This is a genomic window from Paenibacillus sp. J31P190, from assembly GCF_059692075.1.
The window spans coordinates 138,485-162,992 of sequence record NZ_JCAUAS010000010.1 but is presented as its reverse complement, the minus strand read 5'-3'; the positions used below and the strand labels follow the sequence as shown (position 1 = coordinate 162,992).

Here is a 24,508-nt window from a genome sequence, read left to right as displayed (position 1 = left end):
TCTCGAATTTTTGGCACTTTTCTCATTGTACAAAAGTGACCATCCTTCGGTCAACCAAATGGCAGGAATTACTACTAGCTTAGTTCCGATCAACCGAAACCGTTGTCTCCACGAAAAATGTAGCCACTGCAAAAGATGCCGCCCCGAGCACTGTAGACCGATCGCGCAGCTCGCTGAACGCCACTTTCAGCTGCTTGCGCGGATGCGGCAGGGAACGCTTCTCGAGCAGAGCCAGCAGCGGCTTCATCAGCCATCTTTCGCTGCTTGCTAAGCGGCCGCCGAGAATAATATATTCGGGATTGTATCCGTTGATAATATTAACTACGCCTACACCTAGATAATAACCAAGGCGCTCAAAAAGCGCGATCACCGTCGGATCTCCTGCTTCGGCTTTGCTCAGCAAAACCTCCAGATCCGCAGCGTCATCGTTAAGCTCGCGGCGCGCCTGCGTGAGGAGCGCATGCTCCGACGCATACAGCTCCCAGCAGCCCAAGCTGCCGCAGCTGCATTTGGGCCCGTCGTGCTGGATCGAGATGTGCCCGATCTCACCAGAGAAGCCGGTCGCCCCGCGGTACAGCTCGCCCTTAATGATGATCCCGGCACCGATCCCGATGCCGATCGACACATATACCAGATTCGCCGTGTCTTTACCGGCTCCGAACTGTTTCTCCCCCACAGCTCCTGCGTTCGCTTCGTTATCAATAACAACCGGAATGTTGAACGTCTCCTCGATTTGCTGCTGCAAAGGCACGTTCTCCCAGCCCAGATTCGGCGCGAACAGCAGATTGCCGCTCTCATCGCAAATACCCGGCACTCCGATGCCGATGCCGATAATGCCGTAGACGCTTTCGGGCGCGTTTTCGATCAGTCCGCGGATGGTCGTTTTCAACAGCTGGACGACCTTTTCGACAGAAGCATTGTCATGCTGCACTCTTACCTCGCGGATGATCTTACCGCTTAAATCCGTCAGCACCGCGAGAATATCAGTAACCCCTAGGTCTACTCCGACGGCATAACCAGCCGTTCCATTAAAAAGCAGCATCATCGGCTTGCGCCCGCCGCTTGATTCACCAACGCCTATTTCTTCGACGACACTGCTCTCGATCAATTCGTTAACAAGACTCGACACTGTAGCCTTTGTCAGCCCTGTAATTTCTGCAATCCGTGCTCGGGATATTGGCGAATTCGTGCGAATATGGTGTAGTACGATGGATTTATTTATTTTTTTTACGAGATTCAAATCGCCTGTTTGCTTCATGTTTGCCCCCACATTGCTCTAATTGCTTGTCGCACTTTTCTAATGAACTGATTTTAACATGAAAGACATTTTCACGCACCAACTAAGTTTGTTTAATGAATTTACAAACTATTCAATTGATGCTATGATGACTGCATAAGCATTTATTCCTTAATTTATGGAGGCTGAATTCATGAGCTACTTTGACAACATTCAACCGATTAAGTACGAAGGCCGCACATCGACGAACCCGCTTTCTTTTAAATTTTATAATCCTGATCAAATTATTTTAGGCAAAACGATGCGTGAGCATATGCGTTTTGCAATCGCTTACTGGCATTCTTTTTCCGCTAATGGCTCCGATCCATTCGGCAGCGGCACAGCCATTCGCGCTTGGGATCAATATTCCGGCCTTGAGCTGGCCAAAGCTCGTGTTGACGCTTGCTTTGAGCTGCTGAACATTCTGGATGTCGACTACTTCGCTTTCCATGACCGTGATATCGCGCCTGAGGGCAGCACGCTTCAAGAAACGAACAAGAACCTAGACGAGATCGTTGCTCTGATCAAAGATAAAATGAAATCCAGCGGCAAGAAGCTGCTCTGGAATACAGCCAATATGTTCACCAACCCGCGCTTCGTTCATGGCGCTGCTACAACGAATAATGCAGACGTATTTGCTTACGCTGCTGCCCAAGTGAAAAAAGCATTAGATCATGCCAAAGAGCTCGGCTCCGAAAACTACGTTTTCTGGGGCGGACGCGAAGGCTACGAGACTCTGCTGAACACGGACCTCGGCCTGGAGCTTGATAACCTTGCTCGCTTCCTTCACATGGCGGTTGATTATGCCAAAGAAATCGGCTACGACGGTCAATTCCTGATCGAGCCTAAGCCAAAAGAGCCATCCAAGCACCAATACGACTTCGATGCGGCTACGACACTATCTTTCTTGCAAAAATACGACTTGCTGCCGTATTTCAAATTAAACCTGGAAGCGAACCATGCCACGCTTGCCGGTCATACCTTTGAGCACGAGCTTCGCGTCGCGCGCATCAACGGCGTTCTTGGTTCCATCGATGCGAACCAAGGCGACCTGCTGCTCGGCTGGGATACCGACGAGTTCCCGACAGACTTGTACTCGACGACACTCGCGATGTACGAAATCCTCCTGAACGAAGGCGGCATCGGCCGCGGCGGCGTGAACTTCGACGCCAAGGTTCGCCGTACTTCCTTCGAGCCTATCGATGTCGTCTACGCCCACATCGCAGGTATGGACGCCTTCGCTCGCGGCTTAGAAGTCGCTGCCAAATTGATCGAAGACCGCGTATTCGATAACATCCTCGACACGCGCTATGCTTCCTTCAAATCCGGCATCGGTGCCGACATCGTTTCCGGCAAAGCGGATTTCAAGACGCTTGAAGCTTACGCGCTAGAGAACAGCAACAACATCGTGAACCAATCCGGCCGTTTGGAATTGATTAAGGCGACGGTTAACCAGTATCTGATTAACTCCTAATTGTCAAAAATCCCGCTCCAGCCGTTAGGCGTGAGCGGGATTTTTTTGTTTGTCTGGTGGCTTGTGCAGAAAACACCTCTTCTCTCTGTAACGATGTTTTCCATCGCTATCTGATGGACAACGTGGAAATTTGCCTCCTTAGCGATATCAGGAACTCTCATCTTAATATGCAAAATGCCCGCTCAGGCCAATAATTTCTTATCAACCATAATTCCCTCGAAACCACCATTTGCCCAGTACTTAAATAACGGAGACCGTCGATTCATTCATCCAATCTAGTTCTACATGGTATTGTCTTAAATCAGGACCCATCGTCAAAATGCGATCCTGCACATCCCATAGGCCAATACGCCGGGGACTGTTGTAAAAACAATCACGACGCCTACGACGCCACCCCCAAGAATGAAAATAATGTTCTCTTACGTTTTTTATTTTTGTATAAAAGTTGAATGCGAGGGCAGGTAGATAATCAAGAATAGGTTCACTGGTGCGTGAACATTAATTATTCGACCTGTTGTAAACCATATGACGTGCTCCGTTATCGGAGTGTATAGCAGAAAAGTTTGGTGCGAGGGCAGGTAAATAGAAAATAGAAATCTGTTCAAATACTGAAAAACAGCTGGTCAAATCCAACTCTGTGGAGTGATTTCGGACATATAAGCTGCTAATCTGCGGATCATAGGGAACGAGCAGCCGCTATTTCGGTGATTATGCCGATGCCGGACCGGTACGCGGAACGTGGGGGCGCTATTTTGGCGTTTTACCGGTTTTTACACCTCGATAGCGGGAAATAGAGGCTCCTCGTTCCGCGAAAACGTGAAATACGCGGTTTTGAGCAAAATAAGGCTTCTACGTTCCGCTAAAATCTAGTGATCAACTTCAACTCGCAAAATAGCCCTTGAGCGCGTCAATTGTTGTAGAATTTACAACATTGGTAATCGCTAACTTCCGATTATCCCTCGAAAAATAGAAAAGATCTCTGATCGAAGAGATCAGAGATCAGAGATTCAAAAAACTTGAACCACATGCCTACCTTTTCTTAGGCCACCTTTTTATGAAAAATGAAGTTCGCAGCTTCCATCCTAACGACGATGTCCAGAGCCGCAATTTGTTCGTATGCGGCAAGAAGCTTCTCGTGCTTCGGACATCTTAAGCTGAAGATCAAGTGCATCATTGGGGTATTTCCGGTATTCCCTGATATGAGGGAAGATTCGCTTCCTGGCATCATCTTTAGATTGGTGACTAGGATACCCTGCTCCCCAAAACGGGAGGTAACCAAGTTGAGGAAGCCGGGATGCTCATTGATCATGATCTCTATTTCGTGAGTTCGGCGGTGCCTTAGGAAATGCTTCTCCCACTTATTCAGGAGATACAAACTGATGAGTACTAAAAAGGTGCATACCAACGCCCCGGTAATAAAGCCTGCACCCACGCTCAAACCGATAGCCGCCACCAACCAAACGGAAGCTGCGGTAGTCAAGCCTTTAATAACACTGCCGTTTCGGAATATCGCGCCTGCGCCAAGAAAGCCGATGCCGCTGACAACCTGTGCAGCCAAGCGGGACGGATCTATACGGACGTTGGGTTCATCTACAAAGTCAGAGAATCCATACTCCGACAGCAGCATGATGGTGGCGGAGCCTAAACAAACTAAAATATGCGTACGAAAGCCCGCTGCGTGATTGTTCAATTCCCGTTCAAGACCGATCAAACCGCCCAGAACGACCGCCAACACCATTCTTACGATTAAATCAAAATGACTAATTTGCCATACACTGCTTACAGCCGTCATTTATGCATCACTTCAAGCGGCTGCTACAGCCATCGCTTCAGCTTCACGACTTCTGCCCCAGCCAGCATCATAATGCCAACCCCGTGGTTGTCATTGGTTACGGTGAGCAGGTCCTTTTTATAATAATCAGCGGTAAAAGCATACCGCGAGCCGCTGCAAACGCCATGCACGTTGCCCTGAGCGTCGATGGCGAGACGGGTCAAACCGTCCCATGCCTTCAGCGAAGCATGGATGAAGCGATCTGGTTCCTTGAGCCAGCCGAATCGCACGCCTCTCGCAAAGGCATAGGCGAACATCGCGGTACACGAAGCTTCCTGATAGGCATCGGGATCGTTCAACACCTGATGCCACAGCCCGCTTTCAGCTTGCAGATCGGCATATCCTGCGCACAGCTCGTTAAAGAAATGAACTAACTCCGGGCGAGCTTCATAGTCTGCGGGTAGAACCTCCAGCACCTCTGTCAGCGAGAAGAGTGTCCATCCATTCCCACGTCCCCAAGGAATGCCGGTTGCCATGCCGTATTTGAAATCAAAGACATGCGACATGATGCGCTGATCCGGCATGTATAAATACTTGCGGAATAACAGAAATTGCTTCGCTGCCTCATCCAGCGCCTCACTGTTACCGGTTATCCCCGCATAGCGGCAGAGAAACGGCGTGCTCATGTAGAGGTCATCGGCCCACATCGTATTCTCCGAATATTCATCCTGACATATCCGATAAAATGCCCCATCTTCTTTACGCTCCAGCCGATTGAGCATGAAGTCGGCAATTCGCTGCGCTATCGGCAAGAAGCCCGAATCCTTGTCATCCTGATAAGCTTCCAGCATCGCGGAGCCAAAGGAACCGCAGTTATCCAGCATTTTCATCATGACTAATTGTTGATTGATCGCCGGGAACCCGTACTTCTCTCGATCCCATAAGGAGTATTCGAACATGTCGGTGCAGCTTTGAACATGATCGAGGGCGTACCCGATAATATCAGACCGCTCCAGCAACCGACCAGCTTGCAACAGCCCATAAATGGTAACGCCTAGCGGATAATCCCAGCGGGCATAATTCGTGACGTTGCCGACGGTCCACTTATTGCTCAGCATGGCATTCTCATAATAAGGACGTATCCAAGCGTCTGGACGGTCTAACTGCCAGTACGTCTTGTCACCTGCAGCATCTGACTTTGAACTTTTAGCATAAATGCGATCGGTTCTTATTAATTCCTCATACGCTAACTCAACACTGGAATCCAGTGGCCCCACATATAACCACGGCTCAGCTGACCCGTGAACCTTCTGAGGAGCGCTTAAGCGGACAACCTCTCCCCTAACAGAGGCATGAAGTGTGAAGCCCCATGCATTATTTCCACAAATGCTACGGATTAACAGATCATGTTTGCCAAAAGATAGCGGCACTTCCACCTGAAAGCTGCCTTCTTTAGCAAGCTCCAATACCTGTTTCCCATCCAGCCAAACGTTTAACGGTCCTGCCGCATGGCCCTTCAGCAGGCAAGCTTCTTCACCTGAGCTTACTTTGTTCAGCTTCGTCCACGCGTACGCTTGCTTACCAGGTTGTAAGCCGAATAAGCGCTCGCAGACAGGCTTCGCAAGCTCGCTCTCACTCCACTCACAGGTCGGCAGCCAGCGCAGCCCGTACTCTTTCTCGGACGCCAAACCATCCGGCAGTGGACTGCCCTCGAATAGATCCGTGTCGACCGGAGCAGAGTATACCCATCCTGCCTGTCCTTGTCTTTCGGCAAACGGAGTAAGCACATTCAGAATCCGTACCTTGGCTTCATCAGATCCGAACAAGCAGCCGAAGCCCGCAGCTGTATGCTTAGCTTTGATAAAAAGTCGGTTCCAACCTTTCACAAAGTTCAGATTAAGCTTAACGCTGGCATCTGGCTTAATTTCATCGATTACGTTGGAACGATAGGCACGTTCATCATTGAAAAAGAACTCAATTGGCCCCAAACAGCGGAACAACACATCCAGGTTTCGTTCACCATCACTCCATACTAAACCATAGGCATATGAAAATTGACCGGGTCTTGCTTCGGGAAATCTCCGTCCCAGATTTAAATCAAACATCCCATCCTCGTTTTGCAAAACGCCAGATCGGTAAAAGGCCCTGAAAGCGAATGGGACGGGCGGATTAGCCCCAATGTAGCGGTCCGCAAGCACCTTCAATGTTCGGTTATCATCGTCTCCTAAGCGGGACTGTATACTCTCTTGCTCATTAAAATAAGTCGTCATCTCGGCCTTCCTTTCTACAGTAGGCGAACCGTAAATGTCCGGTCGAACGGCGTCACCAGGTTCACATGGACGTATTTGCAGCCAGCCGGATGTTGGTCTTCACGAAGCACAGGCAGCAAATGCTCGTAGGCGCCTGTTGAAATCTCAATCGCATCTTCATCCACCGCATATGTCATGGATCCGTTTTTCAAGAAATATTTCCCTGCCTCGGCTTGGGCGAGATCACTGCCGCTAACCGTACCCTCATCTCCTAAAATAAAGGATAACTGCGTGAATACATCCTCTCGCTCATCGGAAAGGATACGAATCGTCCATTCCCCATCTCCTTGTGTAATTTCCGCTTGAAACTCTAGAGTTTGCAGATGTGTCATCGGCCGATGCTGATGCGGAAGCAAGTACCAAGGACTGAGTGTCGATCTCTCCGCGGACTCCGGCAGAAATTGTCGCGGGATCGGTCCGTTATATCCTTTTTCCAATACGATTCCTAGCTTATAAACGCCTTCCTCCGCAGTGAGATGCGCGAACTTCACAATTCCAGGTGAGAAGGATGTAGACAACTTAATGCCCAGCAGCCTAACTTTTCCATGGCGAAGGGAGAAGAATGACGGTGTTTGCGGCATAATCGTCACGCTCTGATCCAGCTCCCGAATACGCACAAGCGGAGCGCCGAAGGCTAAGTGCATGCTGCTGTGTTCAATTTTCATATGATGGCCCACGCCATCGATTTGCGCCAGATGCTCATTGATCGGATGATGCTCATTGATAACTTGGACATATCGATCGGGAAGCGAAGTCCGCTCCAAATCGGAAATATCTGCTTCGGGATACAGCAATAAACCCAAAAGCGCATTGTTATTTACCGCTTCCGTATGCTTGATAAAGGTACCTGCGTAGTCCGACATTGCAGCGAATAAAGGATCTTTATCGTGAGCAGCCATTAAGCGATAAATGAGGAAGTAAGTCGCCATATTAAACGTTTGCCCGAAATCCTGGCGTCCCGAATAGTCGGTTACCACCTCACCGGATGGATGGATCAAATACACCATCATGCGCAGATTGCGACGCACACATTCTAGTAATTCTGGACGGTTTAACACACGCCCCGTATGGTATAAAGCAATATCGCTTACAGCATTATAGATGCCGTTGCTGCGCTCTGTCCATTCGCCATCATGTGTGATATCCATACCTTCTGCCAACCATTCATCCGCTCTAGTTATCAGCTCAGGCATTTGAAAAATCTCATACAGCAGCGAAAGTGCCGCTGTAATAACCCAGCGATGGTTCGGTGTATGACATCCGCCTGTCAGCATAGCAGGGATCGTACGCTCCAGGAAGAGCTTCAGCTTTACAGAGGCAGGCTTCACAGCCGCCCAGTCATGCGCCTCAAGCAGTTGATAGATTTGCGTAATCCCGCCTACAACAAAGGCTGTATCTGGAGGGGAATTATAATTGGTTGAACCTAAAGAGATCGTACCGTCGACATGCTGGCGGTTCAAAATAAAATCCGCTGCTTTGTCGAAAGCGGCCAAGAGTGTCTCATCGTGATAGTAACGTGAATCTGGATTAACGATAGCCGACGCCCATACGGCCAAAACGCTCGGCGTGCTGAGATGATTGACACGAGCAATGCCCGTTTCATCAATAATACCGCCAACATATTTCGATGTAGGATCAAGCACCTGCCGCTGCAGCATAGCTGCTGTATGTTCGTCATAAATGTGTACCAACCGTTTATAAGTAGCGTCCATGCTGATCACCTTTTAACCTTTCATAGCTGAAATTTTACTTGTAATAAGCCTGTGGCTTTCATCGATCTCGTCCGGCTGGCATAAAGCCTTCAACTCATACACTTTGACTTTGGCAAAATCAATCGCTTCTAGAAAATGATCAAAATAATGCAGATCTTTACTATGTACATAAGGACACCAGTGATCGGACAGCTCTAGTGTTTCATGGATGTGTACGCCATAAATATAGCGTTTCACTTCCTGCAGCTCCTTCAAGTTGTCATACAAGCCCATCCGATCCATCATCATGGCATGGCCAATGTCGTACCATAAGTAAACCGGGCTGCCTTTCAGGTTCTCGCAAATGGTCTTTGCCTCCATTAAGGTCGGCATCTGATACGACCTTGAGCGTGTTTCGATGCCAATGGCTACAGACCATCCTTGTTTGGCAGCATGCTCGCTCACTTCCTCCAGACTCTCTTGGATCCGCTTGGTATAGAGCGGACTCAACCGCTCCCGCCTTTCGGACATGATCTCCCAAAGCTTTTGATATTCCGGTGAATCCTTCCCGTGATCTCTGTAAAGCTTTTTCAAATCCAAATCAATGTTATATTCGAAAGGCACTTCGCCTGGATGCACGACAACAGCCTTCGCTCCATAACGGTTCGCATATTCCATAGACCTAATCAACAGCTCCACGGATCGCTTGCGCTTCACCTCGTCATCGAAACCAAGCATGACAGAATCTGTATCGTAATCCTTATCATTAATGAAAGGGAACACATTGTGTACACTGGATACACCAATTTCCCCTTTTTCGATCATCGGCTCAATCGTCTTCATCATTTCTTCCGTCACGTTATAGTTCAATTCCACCTGACGAAAACCGAGCTCCTTGATCTCCTCTATCATGTTCCTTCCAATCGTATGCTTTTTAATATTCCAGCAGGTAGAAAATGAGTATTCCCCTTTGTCCAACATGTTTGTTCCTCCTCAGAGCTTTGTTGTCATCATTTCCTCAAATGAGAAAACCTCTATCGAAGCCATTCAAAGGTGAGCGACCGCGTTTAGAGGTAGGTTTTATCGCCAATAAGAAAGCGGGTTTTCGGGAACCGAAAACTTATACTTTCTTATGTGGTAAAGAAAAGCCAGATTACCCTTATTTCTTTGCAGGGAATGATCTGGCCTTTCCACAAGGAAGCTTCTTTATTCCGACAGGTCACTCAGCCTACATACAGCACCTGAGCGTGCCGATAAAGTCGAAGCTTCCATTAAACGGGTCAAATCAACGGCTATTTGTATATTTTCAGAAGCTGTCGTTCCATTTCGAATATGTGACACCCATTGTTCAAAAGGAGAAGGGAGATTCTCAGGCAGTTTCGTGACCACTTGCCACCCTGTTGCTGCTTCACCTTCCAGCTTGTGGCTTCGGACTAACAGTTTGTCATCGGTTCTGCTATACATGAGGCTGCCTTCCGTTCCTTGCACCTCAATATCAAACTGAGAGTAGTTATTCATGAATCCCGCTTCAACAATGCCTATTGCCCCATAGGAATAACGCAAAGTCGCTACCGCACTATCCTCTACCTCTCGCTCCGTGATATAGCCGAAGCTTGCACTAACACTTTCCGGTAAACCCAGGAATAGGCGTGTCAAGTACATCGGATGGCAGCCAAGATCCATCAATGCCCCTCCCCCGCACTCCTCTAAGTTGAAGAAATGGGAGGGGAGTGAGCCATTCGGATTTTTCATTGTTCGCAATGCGCCGTTATGAGCAAGCCGTATACGAACCGTTGTTACAGTGCCAAGCTGACCTTCCTGAATGAAGTTATGTGCAGCTTGTGTAAACCAGGTATATAGCCTAGGTAGAGAAACCGTTAACTTGACCCCAGCCGCATCAACCGCAGCCAATATCTCTTTACATTCCTTCGTCGTGGTAGCTATAACTTTTTCAGTAAAGATATGCTTACCCGCTTTGGCTGCTGCGATGATGACGTCCCGGTGCCGATTCGTCGGCGTATCCACAATAACGGCATCGATATCCGGATTGGCCAAAAGCACATGCAGATCGGCATAAAAGCTAACACCATGCTCCTCTGCCTTTTGCCTTCCTCGTTCGGGATCTTCATCCCATACGGCCACGATTTCAGTACCCGGGTGCTCGGCGGCTAGACGTGCATAATCCTTTGCATGCACATGCCAAAAGCTCAACATCGCTACTCTAATCATGAAAGAATGGCCTCATTTCGGGTTATTTTAGTCAAAATAGACCGCTTTTCCCGTTCTATTGGATTCGTAGATAGCCTCAAGTATTTCGGAAACCACACACGATTGCTCTGGCGTTACAATAGGCTGCTTATCGTTCATTACAGCATCAATCCATGTACGGATTTCTTTATCCGACATGCTCTCTTTTTTACCCTCGTAGAAGTCTGCACCTTTGGCATCGAACTGCAGTTGATTGACGTACAAACGACTGTGATTTTCACCATTTATGCGTAAGCCATCCTGCATGTCGGCTCCGCCTTCTGTACCGCAAAGCGTACATTTCGCTTCCTTCGTATCCAATGTATTTAAAGCCCAACTCGCCTCCACCATCACGGTCGCACCGTTTTTCATCACGATCATCGCAAATGCGGAGTCTTCCACTTTGAATTTCTCAGGATCCCAAGGACCCCATGAATTTGCGGCATTTTCTTTCCGAGAAAGCTTATGATAAGCGGTGCCAAGCACCACCTTAGGTTCATAGTTATTCATCATCCACAGCGTTAAATCGAGAGCATGTGTGCCGATGTCGATCAGCGGGCCTCCGCCTTGTTTGTCTTCATCCAAAAAAACACCCCAAGTGGGAACCCCACGTCTGCGAACAGCATGCGCTTTAGCAAAATAAATGTCGCCTAGATCGCCGTCTTCAACCACTTTCTTCAAATACTGACTATCCGCTCGGAAGCGATTATTGTAGCCAATGGTCAGCTTCTTACCTGTACGTTTGGCAGCTTCAACCATACGCCTAGCATCGGCGGCTGTTTTGGCCATCGGCTTTTCACACATGACGTGTTTGCCTGCTTCCATAGCTGCGATAGAAATCTCTGCATGCGAATCATTGGGGGTACAGATATGAACGACGTCAATCGAAGAATCAGCAAGAAGCTCATAATAGTTCTCAAACACCTTCGCTCCGGGAGCACCAAACTTCTCTGCCGCTTGCTGAGCGCGTTCAATCACGATATCAAAAAAACCAATAATTTCGACTTGCTCTATCTTTGCTAGGCTGGGTAAGTGCTTACCTGTTGCTATACCGCCGCAGCCAATGATGGCGACCTTTACCTTGTTCACTTCTATTTCCCCCCATGATGTAATCAACGATCCGATGATATGTAATAATGAATGAAGCTGGACATCCATACGTTGTCTGCATGGCAGGCAAACGCATATCCATGTCCAGCTCCTCCTTCAAAATCAGTTACTTCACTTGCTCCATTTGCTGTCTAGCAATTGTCAAAATATCCTTGGCAAGGAACGCTTTATCTTTATTTTCCGCATACCATTTGTTCATAAAGTCTTCAAGTTGCTTGCCGCCGCCTTTATCCCATGCCGCTTGTGCGTCTTTAATGGCTTGTTCCGGGCTGTATTTCGCACCGCTGATGGTGGCCTTAACAAAAATGTCGGTTTGCTCTTTAAGAATTGTTGCGTTAATCGTTTGGAGATCAGCAGGATAGACCGGCATATGTTCCCCATGGGTCAATCCAGGGTATTGTCTTTGCGGATCGAAATAAATTTTCTGAAGTTCTTTATACATGTCCGAACCGGCTTTCTGTTCCGGTGCTGCAGTATTAAATCCGTTTATCGTAAAGTTGCACTTATCTGTTCCTGAAGAGTAGAACATTTCATAGTCTAAAGCGTAGCCAACTTCATTTTTCGATTTCAATGGATCGATGGTCTCACGGCAGCCATTGGCGCTCTTCTTCCAATGTGTCCCTTCGTCCCCGTTAATAACCTTCAAAGCGGTTTCCGGTTTCATCATGAAGTCAAGATAGCGACCGACAGCTTCCGGCTCCTTCGCCTTGGCGTTCACAACAGTCGTCATTTGTACAGGATTATCTACACCACCGGTAAATGTCCCCAGCGGCGATTTCGGATAGCCTAAGGGGGCAATTTCCGCGCCTGCCACATTTTTCTTCAGCGTAGCAAAGTCGTTCATAATAAAGTCATACATGCCGCCGGAAAATTTAACGTAAATGCCGACTCTACCATTCAGAAAGTCTTGTTTTGCCTTTGCGCCGTCTTTATCATTGATGTAATCTTTATCGATAATGCCATCGTCATAGAGCTTTTTCTTGAAGGTCAGGGAGGCCAGCTGATTGTCCCACAGGGGGATTATTTTTCCATCCTTAGTTCCCCAGGCAATCAAATCCTTGGACGAATTTTCACCGAAAATCTCGTTGATGGCTTGTTCAGAATAGTAGCTCATGTTCATCCCGTACGTATCTTTCTTACCATTGCCGTCAGGATCTTGTTCAGCAAATGCCTTGGCTACTTTCATTAGCTCTTCCGTTGTTGTCGGCATGCTTAAATTCAGCTTTTTCAACCAGTCGGTACGAATTATTAACATGTGCTGTATGACTGCTTCTTTTACTTTACCGACTTCATACAGCTTGCCGTCCGGCTTCGTTCCCGCTTTCTTCAACTGAGGATACTGGTCCAGCAGCTTCTGGTATTCAGGCATGTATTTTAAGATGTCGTCAATGGGAAGCAGCTGCTTTTGATCGTACAGACTGTTACGGAAAGGCGTGTTGTACTCGTTTACAATATCAGGCGCAGAACCGGAGGCAAAAAGAACATTCAATTTTTTCGTAGACTCGCCTCGGAGGACAGGAATGTATTTCACATTCACAGGACCGTTTTGATTGATCCACTTGGTCCAACGATTTTCTTCGTAGTTCCCCTCCGACGCAGGTACACCACCCCGATCATACATGGAAACGGTAACATTTCCTCGTTTGGCTGGCGCTGACTCCTTCGGAGCATTCGTAGCCGTAGTACCGGCTGCTGCTCCTTCTTTCTTGTCGCTGCTGCAACCAACTAGCGTTGCCCCTAATGCTACGACCCCTATTGTCATGCCCATCCACAACTTTCTTTTCATGCGCAAACCCTCCTGTTTATATTGAAAAGTTTTGGTAAACGTAGAGCACCATTTGGTTTAACCCTTAACAGAACCAAGCATAACGCCTTTGACAAAATATTTTTGCAGAAACGGATAAACGATCAGCATCGGAACCACCATAACGACAACACCGACAGATTTGACCATTTCAGTAGCAACCATTAGCTGCTCCTCTGGTGCCAGGGAAGGTGAATTCAGGATATCGTTTTTTTGCAGCATCGCTTGGACAATGACCGTCAAATTCTGCATGTCACTCTTATTGATGTACATCAGAACGCTCATAAATGCATTCCAATAGTTAATCCCATAGAACAGGGCTAAAGTGGCCAGCATCGGAAGCGATAGCGGCAATATGATTCGAATGAGGAGAGATACGTCGCTGCATCCGTCAATTCGCGCTGCTTCTTCCACTTCATGAGGAATATTCTCAAAGTAACTTTTCATGAGCAGCATATTGTAGGTACTGATAAACCCTGTGAGCCACAGAGACCAATAGGAGTCGATTAAAGACAGGTTCTTTACGACGAGATAAGTAGGGATCAACCCTCCTGAGAACAACATCGTAAACACCATGGCAAGCACAAACTTGCGTCGTCCTATCAAATAGCTTCTCGACAACGGATAGGCCGCTAATACCGTCCCCGCCATACTAAGTGCAACACCGACAAGCGTAATGATAATGCTATTTTTAAATCCTGAGAGAGCCGGAGTTGTTAGGAAGAAAACCTTATATGCCGTAAAATCCAAGCCTACCGGCCAGAAGTAAACATGTCCCGAATCTACGGCCGAACGCTCACTCATCGATAGCGCTATGATATGAATAAATGGCAGTATACAGGTTAAGGCAATTGCCGCGAGCATAAAATAATTGACAGCGTAGAAAATTCTTTCACCTTTTGTCGCTTTCATGCGGACGCCCCTCCTCGTTATCAGAATAAAGCTTGGTCGAATTTGCGGGCGATCCTGTTAGCTACCAGTACGAGCGCACAGCCAATGACGGATTCGAACAGCCCCATCGCCGTAGTTACGCTAAATTGCGCATTTCCCAAACCTATTTTATAAATATAAGTACTTATGACCTCTGACACGTCAGCAACTGCTGAATTCTGAAGGTTATATATCTGATCAAAGCCGACCTCCATCAATTGACCCATAGCCAAAATGAGCAGCAGGATGATCGTGTGACGAATGCCTGGAATCGTAATGTGCCAAATTTGCCGCCACTTCGAAGCGCCGTCCATACCTGCTGACTCGTAAAGGGCAGGATCTATGTTCGTGAGAGCGGCCAAATAAATAATTGTGCTAAACCCCATCTCCTTCCAAACCCCTGAACCAACGAATACAGCAACCCAGGATTTTGACTCGTAAAGAAAGGTTATAGGTTCAATATTGAATAGCTTGAGTACCTTGTTGATCGAACCGTAATCCGTTGCAAATAGGGATAACACGAGACCTCCGACGATGACCCAAGAGAAAAAATGCGGCAAATAGACGATCGTTTGAACCCATTTCTTGAACCATGTCTTCCTCACTTCATTAAGCAGAATGGCGAGGAAGATAGGTACCGGGAACCCGACAAGCAAATTCAAAAAGCTGAGCCAAAAGGTGTTCCATATAATCTGGATCGTACTGGCGCTGGAAAATAAAACTTTAAAATTTTTCAGGCCAACCCATGGACTGTGCAAAATACCATCAGCAAAATTATAATTTTTGAAAGCGATCACAAGTCCGCCCATAGGCCAGTATTTGAACAAAATGTAGTAAGCAATGACAGGGAAAAGCATGATAAAAAGCGGAATGTTTTGTTTCAATCTTCTTCTTCGTCTCAGCTGCAAAGCTTTTTGCTCACTTGTCGTTAGGGGGAGTCTAGGAGCTTCATTGATATTTCCGTTCAAGGCTGCTTCACTCCTTACTTCAATGTAATATACCTATCATAAAAGTTTTGATTCAAAAAACCCTTAAAAAATTATAGGAAAATCTATAAATTCATTGGGTATGTGTCGTCGCCATTTCGGAACAAATGGGCTTAATCATTTTCCCAAAAACCAGAAAACAAAACACTGGGAAAATATAGTAAATCGACCTGCTTCCGGTACAACTCGCATTCGCTCTTACAAGCTGCCTTGCACAACCCACGCCTTCTACGAATAGCAGTTTAGCTAGAAATGAATAAGCAAGCTTACCTTGCTTATTCATTCTAATATCAGAGCATCTCGTCAAATAAGACCACAGCGCATGCTTATTAGCTGATAAGCGAGACTTCCAGGGTGTATTAGCCAACAATAAGAAAGCCTAGCTTGCTTATGCAATCATAGCCGGGTCATTAAGACAAATAAGCTACTTCAGTTGCCTTATCCGCATAATGTACTGCATAGATTACTCCAAAGCCTAAAACATATAAATTCTTATCCATTAAAAAAAGACTATTTCATATACGGACTTGGCATCCGCTTCTGAAACAGTCTTTTTTCTTTTACTTTATCGTTCAAAACTAATCGTAACGATTTCTGCTGGACGAACGGATACGGACAATCGCTCCGATCCCTCCTGCTGCAGACGATCCAAACGCCGTTCCAGAATATCACTCTTATACGCATTATGGAACTTCTCTGGGAGGTCTATCTTCAGAACTCTCTCCTGTGCAGAGATGTTATACCAACGCGCAATCATATCCCCTGTCTCCTCGGAAACTTTCATTGCGGAGAAGACCATAGCTTGACCTTCCCAGCCCCCAAAAGCGTAAGTCGGCGGCAGTTCTCCGTGATGAACCTCAGTTTGCCTTACGGACCAAGGTATTTGATATTGATGGGCAGCCTGTATGGCACCGGAGCCATGAACTAACGGATCTTCATCAGCCGTCTCGACAGGCACCGCATAAGGGATAACGGATAGGTGCACGGTGTGTTCGCCGAGACACTGTGCTTCTGGCGTTGGGAAGTAGCCCCAGTCGCCTAATTCCCCTACAGCTCGAAGCAGTGTGACTGCGATGGTTTGGCCGCTATCTTCTCGAACGATTTCGTATTCGTTCAAACCGCGGTTGGCAATAGTAAGCCCCTGCCGCGTCCCCGCCACGGTTACGAATGCTTGCTGGTGTTGGCAGTTGCTCGGATTTTTCCATTCAGCTGTCGTTGTATTGCTCCTCTCCGGCACTTCAAAGATGGAATCAGCAAAATGGGTCTCTGCTTCTAATCCAGTAGAAAACAGCATCCGCAAACGGTGATCTTTGGCTTGATTGTTAAAGGTTGACGCAATATCAACGCGTTTTCCGTCTTTATCCAAGGATACTACGGTCGTGATTTTCAAAACAATCTTTGCATCAGATCGCGCCGATTTGCGCCCAGTAAACCAGACCAGTTCCTTCCTTTCCATTTCCAGCAATTCCTCTGCAGATGCCGGTATTTCCAACTCATGAATGATCTCTATGCTAGCTCGGTAAGGCGTATCTTCCTGAATACGAATAGATGCCGGTATACCACGCGTAGTCACAGCCGTGTCTCCGCAAGCTTGGCGATACATATACTCATTGCCGATATCTCCCGTATTTTCATATACGCCCAAGCCTTTGTAGACCGTTCCCTCAAGCTTCTCCGTTACCGTGAGCGAGCCGTCTTCAGCGATTTGGACACTCAAATATTCGTTTTCCATCGCGTGTGTACCAACGATTAAAGAAGTCGGCGAAAGAAGAAGCCTTTTTAATGAGGTATCATGGGTCAATGCATACGTTTTGTACCCCAAAGCAGGCACATTAGCCGCTTCGAAGGTCACACGGACGGCACGTGCGAAATATGGCTGCCTGAACTTGTCGTCAGGTAAATCATACCCAAAGTGAATGCCCATATCCTCTAATCCAAAAGGAATAGGTTTACCCTCCACATCAACCAACACAACATCGTCCAAGCTCTTCATCTTTACGTCCTGTCTCATATCCCGAAAATCCCTGCCATCACGGAAGTAGATCCTGTTTAATTCCAGCTGCACAGTAACGGTGCCACTGCGTTCCCACCCTGTCGTATTCGTCACCAGAAAAGGCGTCGCCTCTTTGCCGTAATCTGAAAACACAGACGTATCCACCCGTTCTGCCAACCAAGTCAGGCTATCGTGGGCGATAGATTCGGCCACATGCTTGCTTTTCTCAAAACGCGTCATCATTTCGGCATGCACTTCATCGACACTGCACCCGCAAATGCTGTCATGCGGATGGTTCTGCATTAATGTTTTCCAGGCATAGGTAAACAGATGATGGGGGTAAGGGCATCCTGCTTGATAAGCAAAGGCAGCCAAAGGCTCCGCCACCTTTTCCAAGAGTGTCTGGCCTTCTTGATTTCTTTGCTTGATATAAACTCGTGAAGATGCCGTATTTACAAGCGTAGACCAGCCGTCGGTATGCTGGCTTCGAAGCTCTCCGCGAATGACGGATAGGTCACTCGGGATCGTCCGGTTCACTTCACTTAAATAATCTTCAAAATTGGAGTGGATGAACCGAATGTCTGGGTACAGCTTCTCAGCTGTCCCGATAGCATCCATCAGATCAGTCTGTACAGGCTGATGATCGCACCCATTCATGAACAACCAATGAGGCGTAGAAGCATATTGGGATACCTCTGCTAGCTTTCGATCCCAATACTTGGATGCCGCTTCTGGATTCACAGGGATCTCATTCCCGTTACTGTACCAATTAGCAAATAAAATACCCAACACCTTGGAGCCGTCAGGCGCTTCCCAAAACATCTCCGAATACGGTGACTCATAAGCCTGAGATTCCGATACTTCGTTGTTAAATCCCGTCGGCTTCACACCGCGTCCGAACACAGCGTTCTCAATGTCTGCTTGCCGCAGCAGCTGCGGCGCCTGCCCCATGTTGCCGAAGGAATCCGGAAAATAACCCAACTTCGAAATGACGCCATAAGCTTTAGCATCGCGGTGGCCGATTAGCAAATTACGTACATTTGCCTCGCTGCTCGTTAAAAATTCATCCTGCAGTACATACCACGGGCCAATGTGGATGCGCCCTCCGCGAATCAATTGCTCTAGCGTCTCCTTCATTTCCGGGCGTATCTGCAAGTAATCCTCTAAGATAATCGTTTGACCGTCCAGATGAAAGCTGCGGTATCCGTCATCTTTCCTGAGAGTTTGAATTAGCGTATCCATTAACTTGATCAACAAAACGTGATGCTTTTCATAGGGCAAATACCATTCCCTGTCCCAATGTGTATGCGAAATGATATGTACGGTTTTGGACTGTGTCATGGCGTTGTCTCCATTTCTATGTAATATCATCTCTATGCTTCGAGATGCTCTGTTCGTAGTCGGAGCTCCTCCATGACCGTCTTCAGCGTAGCTGCAATGCCCTTAATATCGCCCGTATCTTCGCCTAAGTCACCATCTCCCAGCAGCGCCGTCACCAGTTTGGCACCATTGGCATTCCAGCCGGTCACCAGCATGCCAGGCATGCGGTCAACCGCCCCCCGCTCTTCCGCTTGGCGTATGGACTGCTCGAGCAGATCAAGGGCCGCTTCCGGTGTTTTCCAGCAGCTGGGCCACACTTCAAATCCTTTATCGAGCAAATGCCCGACGGATGGATAAGCATCCAATTTATCGTAGTGCCAATCACACAATATAATATCCTTCGGAATAAGATCCACGGCCGGCCAAATGCCGTAAATGTCACCGTCCCACTCTGTATACCCCATGCCCTTGGCGTCAATCAACCGGTCCGCCCACATGAGCATCTGTACCTTCCGTTTGCGAACCAAATGCTCGTAATAATCATTCGTCGCTTTTGCAAACAGTTCCGCCTTATTTTTCCCACGACACCGTGGGCACCCATCATCCGCTATGGCGAACACTTCGTCCATACCGACGTGCAGCGCATCCGCTTCGAAAGCATCGATCAGCTCATCCATCAGATCGAACACGAGCGGATTAATGTCCGGATGAGAAGGGCACCAGCTCGGGCAATAAAACTCTGGCCACTTGGCATCCTCTGGCACATGCGGGGTTTCGTCGAATTCCGGATATGCGCGCAGAAGCGAATTCCGTCCTCCGCCCCAACCTTGATGGCCCAAACAATCAAACAAAGGGATCAATCGGATGCCGTGCCGCTTACATAAGGCGGATAACTCTCTCGCATCTTCCTTCGTCAAGCTGCCACCCGATACTTCCGGATGAGATTGAAACTGAAACGAAGTGTTGCATTCTAGCATCAATACATTTACACCCATAGGCGCTAACGCTTCCTCGATCACTCGCTTTAAATTCCCAACATCCTCATGCGATCCGAAGCGCATATGGAATCCTTTCAGCTGCCATCCATCTTTATTCACAGTTTCTCCTCCACCCTGTCTTTATCTTTATTAACCTACTAAACCGGTACGTTCCACGCTTTCCACGAAATAACGCTGAACGAACAAATACAACGCAATCAAAGGTCCCATCATCAGCAGTACGCCTGTGTTGAGCAGCATAGACTGGTATACCGGATCTGGCTCTTTGCCTAGAGCTGGCCCCATATCCGTCAGCTGTGTCGAAAGCACCTTCACTTTACTCAAAAACAGCGATACATAATAGCTATCGTTCCACTGCCATACAAACGAGAACAAAACGACAGTGACAACGGCAGGAATGGCGTTAGGCAGCATAATTCGGTAAAAGGTTTTGAAAATTCCCGCTCCGTCCGCGAGGGCGGCTTCTTCGATTTCCTTGGGAATCCCCCGGAAAAACTGACGGAAAATATAAATATAAAGCCCGTTTTTCAGCCCCATTGCTGTGGCAGAAGAGATAAGAAACGGCCAGAACGTGTCGATCAGATTGATACTGCTCTTCCCTGAAAATAGCCCGACTAATCCGAAAAGATCAAAATACCGGTATGTTAAATAGAGCGGAATCATGATCGTTTGAGGAGGCACGACGATGGTGAAAATGACCAGACCAAACAACAGCCCGCTGCCTTTAAATTTCAATCTCGCAAAAGCGTATCCCGCCAACGCGCAAGAACAAACCTGAATCAACGTTGTCGTAGACGAGATAAGGAACGTGTTCCACAAAGCTGACAAATAGTTTGTTGCTGAGATTGCTATCTCTAAATTTTCGAGTGTAAAATGCCGGGGAATCCACAGCACAGTTGGATCATAAATGTCGATTCTGTCACGAAAGGCAACCGATAGTCTTAAAAATATGGGAAACAAAATAATATAACAAAAGCCAAGCACCAAGATGGCGCGTATGATCTGCCATGTCCAATTTTTTGCCTTCTCCAGCGGATTGCGCCTGCTAATCCATCCGTCCATACGTACAGCCTGCGATTTCATAGTCCTATCCCTCCATCAGTCGTAATAAAATACTTTTCTTGAGACAAGCGCAGTGGAGATGACAAGGATGATAGCCACAACAATGAAGTACACCCAGGACATTGCCGCACTTAAACCGAAATCAAAGGTTTTGAACGCCGTTTGCGAAATGAGCGTATTGATTTTATTTCTGCTGAAGGAATCAATAATGGAATAGACCAGGTTCGTTAATATGAGCGGGGACATCATCGGAAACGTCACTTTCCAGAAAATCTCGTATCCCGTTGCCCCTTCGATTTTGGATGCCTCGTACAAGGAAGGGGAGATCGATTGAAGCCCTGCCAAGAAAATCAAAATTTGTACACCAGAAGAACTGATAATTTCATAAATTCGATCTACCGCTCCAGTGATGTAATTGACTATGATAGGAGCAATGCCCGAATCCAGCAGCATTTTTTTGAGTTCAAAGCTTTGCAGCATATTAGAACCGTCTCCGCTCCCGCTTCCACTGAGAGCAGAACCTCCAACGAAACTGCTGATATCTAGATTAGCAAGGGCGCTCGACGCCAGAATGACCGGCAAAAAGAAGATCGCGCGCGCAAGGGCGCGCCCTTTGAATTTTTGATTCAACAGAACGGCAGCGAACAAGCTGAAAATAATGATGATCGGCACATTCACAACCATATTGACGACACCTTCCGCCAATAATCGGGGATAATCCGGATTGGAGGTAAATAAGCTGGTGTAGTTGCTAATTCCTTTTGGCAGTACGGCAAAGCCGCCTTCTACCATTTGTATGGAACTTAAACTGAACCGGAACGATTGAATGAGCGGCAGCAGAAAAAGCATGACCATCCCCAGGATGAGGGGAGATACGAACAAAACGCCGTACCACGCTTTCGTCTGTTCCAACGATAATCTTTTTTTCCGCAAATCACTCACCTCCTACCCAGTAGCTCTTGGCCTCTAGTTGTTTATCATTCACCTGTACCGCAGCGCTGTTGTAATTGATAATAAACTTCTTCCCATTCTCGAAGGTCGTTTGAACTACACCTTCTGCCAATTTACGATGATCCGTAATGACATATGGCCTGACCTCATTCAGCACAGTGCCAGCCTCTTTGTAGAAACCAGCTGCTTGATCCAGCCAATCCCTGTAATGCAGCGCATAAAACTCGTTATAATCCGAATCCTTAACCGCAGATGAATCGCTATAGTACCACTGGTAATAAATATCCGAGCCAGTCTCCAGCGCTTTCAGCAGGGAAACGCGTGAATCGGTTACGCTCTGCATATTAAACGGCTCTCCGGCGAGATCATAAAAACCGTGAAGCGCGATTTGATAAAAGGGTACGTCTTCGTCGGTCAGATTCAGGCGACTGCTTTTGGTCGGAGCATTCACAATAATATTGGCGTACGGCAAGCTGTAGGCATTGCCGCCATTCACCATGAGGTTATTGGCTCGCTGCTTCAGCTTCTCGGTTTCGAGAGCGGCAATGTTTAGCGCATCCTGCCGGTTAATCGGATGATCTGGGCTAAAGTCTGAATTCACTTCATTCCCTAAATCCCTAAGAGACAAGCCTGTAAGGCCAAACTTCGCATAATCGGAGACAAATCCGTCCACTGTTTTTGCCAGCGCAGACGGCGATAATAAGTAATGTGAAAATTTCGATGAATCTTTGACATACATGACAGGGTCATACTTGTAAATTTTGGCCTTCTGTCTGTCTAAAAAGGAAGCTGCGTCTGAAGCTCCTTTATATTTTTCAAGAAAAGCTACATCCGGGAATAGATGGATGTTCTCCTTTGATACATAATCGATTAGCTTGCTGAGTCCCTTCTTACCACCTAACTCACTAACCACATCAACGTTCGATGGAGACGTATGCCGAATCCCGTCATTAAACCAGCCGACATAGCGGAGCCCGATATCCTTGACTCCTTTTTCTTTCAAAGCTGTTAACATCGACTGCGTTTCATCAAAGGTAGTCAGCGCTTCCGTTGATTGATACGGAACACCGACAAAAGATGCTTGTTTCTGGAATGCTCCCTCCACCTCAAGCAGGAAAGGACTTGCCTTAGCAGGCTCCAGCTTTTTCAGACCATGTTTATTCACCAAATACTCTCTATACTTGCCAGCCATAGCCGTGTAGTCAGAGGATGGTCCGGACAAAAAGTCATAGCGAATCTGATAATCCCCTTGAAACGGCTTTTGCCCGAACATCGGTACGGAGCTCTTTTTGGTTCCTGACGTTAACGTATAGAAGTCCATATCCATGACTCTAAACTTCCCGCCAACTGTGTTGTAAGAATCGTTTCTGCCGGAGATGTCTGCCGTGATATTGGCCAACGCATCTCCGCCTTCAATTATACCGAGCATAGCGTGATCGTTCTGTTTTATGCCGAAGACGGGCAGTCTCGTGGTCTCGTTCGTTTGAATCTTTTCTTTGACGTCGTAAGTGCCATCTGAACCGTAGACCGGAAGATTGTACGCCTCCGCATTCTTTTTGTTGTTATTCAAATGGATCAATGCGCCAGACCCGTCAGGGACGAACATGTAACCGTCCTTTTTATCATCGGCAGCCCCGAAATATTTGAGCAGCTGCAGCATGGCAATCGGATAAGCATTCGTATATTGAAGCTCCTTGCCAGCTGTCTTCACAACAAGATGCTCTCCGTCTAAGGTGATCTCGAGCGGTACTGTAAACCTCGGACCTTCCTCTTGTGCGCTGCCTCCCGCCCCATTGTCCTTATTGTCCTTAGCGGCTTCTTCATTCGTATAACCGATTGCTTCTAGTTTTTTGGACAGCTCCTCCGCTACAAAATCCTGCAGCTTCCGAACTTCATATACTTGCTTTTGTTCGTCCAATCGGAATTTGAAAGCGACATCCTCACGGGTGTCCTTGTCCGTCAGCTTCCCCAGAATACGCTCCTCGAACCGCTGTTTACCAATTACCTTAGGAATATTGCCGTAATCTTTCGGAATATTTCCGAGCTGGTATACGATTTTGATACCTTTGTCCACGCTGCTGATTTTAAATTGCTTCTTTTTTACGCTATCGTCGTAACTATTGAACGTATTAAGCTGCCCTTTTTCGTTGTAGTAGGTAACTAACAATTGGGACGATAGTTCTGATTTATACAAAGGAGAAGCTTTAGGATCTTTTTCTCGATCCACTGGATTAGAAAACCAGATATAGCCGTCTCTTTTGTCCTTGACCGCAATCTCGGCCGTCTCGCGTTTGACGTAGAGCATCAGAATTTCATTCTGGGCCACTAGCTCCATGGCTTGAAGAGCCCTCAGTTCCTCCGCTGTATTGGACGATACAGCAACCGTTCCACTTGCAGCACGAACCTCCGCGCTTGCGGCAGTTACGGGATTTCCCTTACCTGCTTGATCCGGAAGAATTGATTTGACCTGGGATTGAGCTTCCGCCATGCTTACGGATTGATCCTGCGAGTAGATCACGATCAGACTGCAGGCCACCAAACCGGCGCTCAGGATGCCAAGGGATATTTTCATCTTGCTGGACACCT

At 47.4% G+C, this 24,508-nt stretch carries 17 protein-coding genes; 1 reads left to right on the top strand and 16 read right to left on the bottom strand.

Annotated elements, in window-relative coordinates:
* Positions 1-79: 79 nt before the first annotated feature.
* Entirely contained in the window at positions 80-1,258 is a 1,179-nt protein-coding gene (locus tag AC58U0_RS19115; RefSeq protein ID WP_497380556.1) for an ROK family protein, read from the bottom strand.
* A 172-nt stretch (positions 1,259-1,430) separates the two neighbouring features.
* Here AC58U0_RS19115 and xylA point away from each other — a divergent pair, with 172 nt between their 5' ends.
* Entirely contained in the window at positions 1,431-2,750 is a 1,320-nt protein-coding gene (gene xylA, locus AC58U0_RS19110; RefSeq protein ID WP_497380555.1) for a xylose isomerase, read from the top strand.
* Positions 2,751-3,789: 1,039 nt separating this feature from the next.
* Here xylA and AC58U0_RS19105 read toward each other — a convergent pair.
* From AC58U0_RS19105 to AC58U0_RS19035, 15 genes are all read right to left on the bottom strand, one after another.
* Positions 3,790-4,542, bottom strand: coding sequence for an MgtC/SapB family protein (locus AC58U0_RS19105; RefSeq protein ID WP_497380554.1), 753 nt, complete (start codon positions 4,540-4,542; stop codon positions 3,790-3,792).
* A 23-nt stretch (positions 4,543-4,565) separates the two neighbouring features.
* Entirely contained in the window at positions 4,566-6,791 is a 2,226-nt protein-coding gene (locus tag AC58U0_RS19100; RefSeq protein ID WP_497380552.1) for a glycoside hydrolase family 88/105 protein, read from the bottom strand.
* A 14-nt stretch (positions 6,792-6,805) separates the two neighbouring features.
* A complete protein-coding gene (locus AC58U0_RS19095; RefSeq protein ID WP_497380551.1) occupies positions 6,806-8,542 on the bottom strand; it encodes a hypothetical protein in 1,737 nt (578 codons plus the stop codon).
* Positions 8,543-8,554: 12 nt separating this feature from the next.
* Positions 8,555-9,502: a sugar phosphate isomerase/epimerase family protein gene (locus tag AC58U0_RS19090; RefSeq protein ID WP_497380550.1), complete on the bottom strand. Its 948-nt coding sequence runs from the start codon at positions 9,500-9,502 to the stop codon at positions 8,555-8,557.
* Positions 9,503-9,727: 225 nt separating this feature from the next.
* Complete coding sequence (locus tag AC58U0_RS19085; RefSeq protein ID WP_497380549.1) at positions 9,728-10,750, bottom strand: Gfo/Idh/MocA family protein; 1,023 nt, start codon at positions 10,748-10,750, stop codon at positions 9,728-9,730.
* A 27-nt stretch (positions 10,751-10,777) separates the two neighbouring features.
* A complete protein-coding gene (locus tag AC58U0_RS19080; RefSeq protein WP_497380548.1) occupies positions 10,778-11,857 on the bottom strand; it encodes a Gfo/Idh/MocA family protein in 1,080 nt (359 codons plus the stop codon).
* On the bottom strand, positions 11,805-11,960 hold the full coding sequence (locus tag AC58U0_RS19075) for a hypothetical protein (protein WP_497380547.1): 156 nt from the start codon (positions 11,958-11,960) through the stop codon (positions 11,805-11,807). Before AC58U0_RS19075 ends, AC58U0_RS19080 begins: the two co-directional genes overlap by 53 nt.
* Before the next feature lie 24 nt (positions 11,961-11,984).
* Positions 11,985-13,664 (bottom strand): type 2 periplasmic-binding domain-containing protein, encoded by a 1,680-nt coding sequence (locus AC58U0_RS19070; RefSeq protein WP_497380546.1) that lies wholly within the window; start codon positions 13,662-13,664, stop codon positions 11,985-11,987.
* A gap of 57 nt (positions 13,665-13,721) precedes the next feature.
* The gene (locus AC58U0_RS19065; RefSeq protein WP_497380545.1) at positions 13,722-14,594 is read right to left on the bottom strand and encodes a carbohydrate ABC transporter permease; all 873 of its coding nucleotides are present in this window, start codon (positions 14,592-14,594) and stop codon (positions 13,722-13,724) included.
* 20 nt (positions 14,595-14,614) lie between these two features.
* The gene (locus AC58U0_RS19060; protein ID WP_497380649.1) at positions 14,615-15,469 is read right to left on the bottom strand and encodes an ABC transporter permease; all 855 of its coding nucleotides are present in this window, start codon (positions 15,467-15,469) and stop codon (positions 14,615-14,617) included.
* Positions 15,470-16,163: 694 nt separating this feature from the next.
* Positions 16,164-18,932 (bottom strand): alpha-mannosidase, encoded by a 2,769-nt coding sequence (locus AC58U0_RS19055; RefSeq protein ID WP_497380543.1) that lies wholly within the window; start codon positions 18,930-18,932, stop codon positions 16,164-16,166.
* A gap of 32 nt (positions 18,933-18,964) precedes the next feature.
* Positions 18,965-20,008, bottom strand: a complete 1,044-nt coding sequence (locus AC58U0_RS19050) for a family 20 glycosylhydrolase (RefSeq protein ID WP_497380542.1) — start codon at positions 20,006-20,008, stop codon at positions 18,965-18,967.
* Between the two features lie 30 nt (positions 20,009-20,038).
* The gene (locus AC58U0_RS19045; protein WP_497380541.1) at positions 20,039-20,992 is read right to left on the bottom strand and encodes a carbohydrate ABC transporter permease; all 954 of its coding nucleotides are present in this window, start codon (positions 20,990-20,992) and stop codon (positions 20,039-20,041) included.
* A 15-nt stretch (positions 20,993-21,007) separates the two neighbouring features.
* Positions 21,008-21,904, bottom strand: coding sequence for a carbohydrate ABC transporter permease (locus AC58U0_RS19040; protein WP_497380540.1), 897 nt, complete (start codon positions 21,902-21,904; stop codon positions 21,008-21,010).
* A gap of 1 nt (position 21,905) precedes the next feature.
* Positions 21,906-24,506 carry a DUF5696 domain-containing protein gene (locus AC58U0_RS19035; protein ID WP_497380539.1) on the bottom strand — a complete coding sequence of 867 codons (2,601 nt, stop codon included), beginning with the start codon at positions 24,504-24,506 and terminating at the stop codon, positions 21,906-21,908.
* Positions 24,507-24,508 lie beyond the last annotated feature (2 nt).

Coding starts and splice junctions, on each gene's coding strand:
- AC58U0_RS19115 (WP_497380556.1), bottom strand. CDS start 1,258: ATGAAGCAAACAGGCGATTTGAATCTCGTAAAAAAAATAAATAAATCC.
- xylA (WP_497380555.1), top strand. CDS start 1,431: ATGAGCTACTTTGACAACATTCAACCGATTAAGTACGAAGGCCGCACA.
- AC58U0_RS19105 (WP_497380554.1), bottom strand. CDS start 4,542: ATGACGGCTGTAAGCAGTGTATGGCAAATTAGTCATTTTGATTTAATC.
- AC58U0_RS19100 (WP_497380552.1), bottom strand. CDS start 6,791: ATGACGACTTATTTTAATGAGCAAGAGAGTATACAGTCCCGCTTAGGA.
- AC58U0_RS19095 (WP_497380551.1), bottom strand. CDS start 8,542: ATGGACGCTACTTATAAACGGTTGGTACACATTTATGACGAACATACA.
- AC58U0_RS19090 (WP_497380550.1), bottom strand. CDS start 9,502: ATGTTGGACAAAGGGGAATACTCATTTTCTACCTGCTGGAATATTAAA.
- AC58U0_RS19085 (WP_497380549.1), bottom strand. CDS start 10,750: ATGATTAGAGTAGCGATGTTGAGCTTTTGGCATGTGCATGCAAAGGAT.
- AC58U0_RS19075 (WP_497380547.1), bottom strand. CDS start 11,960: ATGGATATGCGTTTGCCTGCCATGCAGACAACGTATGGATGTCCAGCT.
- AC58U0_RS19070 (WP_497380546.1), bottom strand. CDS start 13,664: ATGAAAAGAAAGTTGTGGATGGGCATGACAATAGGGGTCGTAGCATTA.
- AC58U0_RS19065 (WP_497380545.1), bottom strand. CDS start 14,594: ATGAAAGCGACAAAAGGTGAAAGAATTTTCTACGCTGTCAATTATTTT.
- AC58U0_RS19060 (WP_497380649.1), bottom strand. CDS start 15,469: ATGCTTTTCCCTGTCATTGCTTACTACATTTTGTTCAAATACTGGCCT.
- AC58U0_RS19055 (WP_497380543.1), bottom strand. CDS start 18,932: ATGACACAGTCCAAAACCGTACATATCATTTCGCATACACATTGGGAC.
- AC58U0_RS19045 (WP_497380541.1), bottom strand. CDS start 20,992: ATGAAATCGCAGGCTGTACGTATGGACGGATGGATTAGCAGGCGCAAT.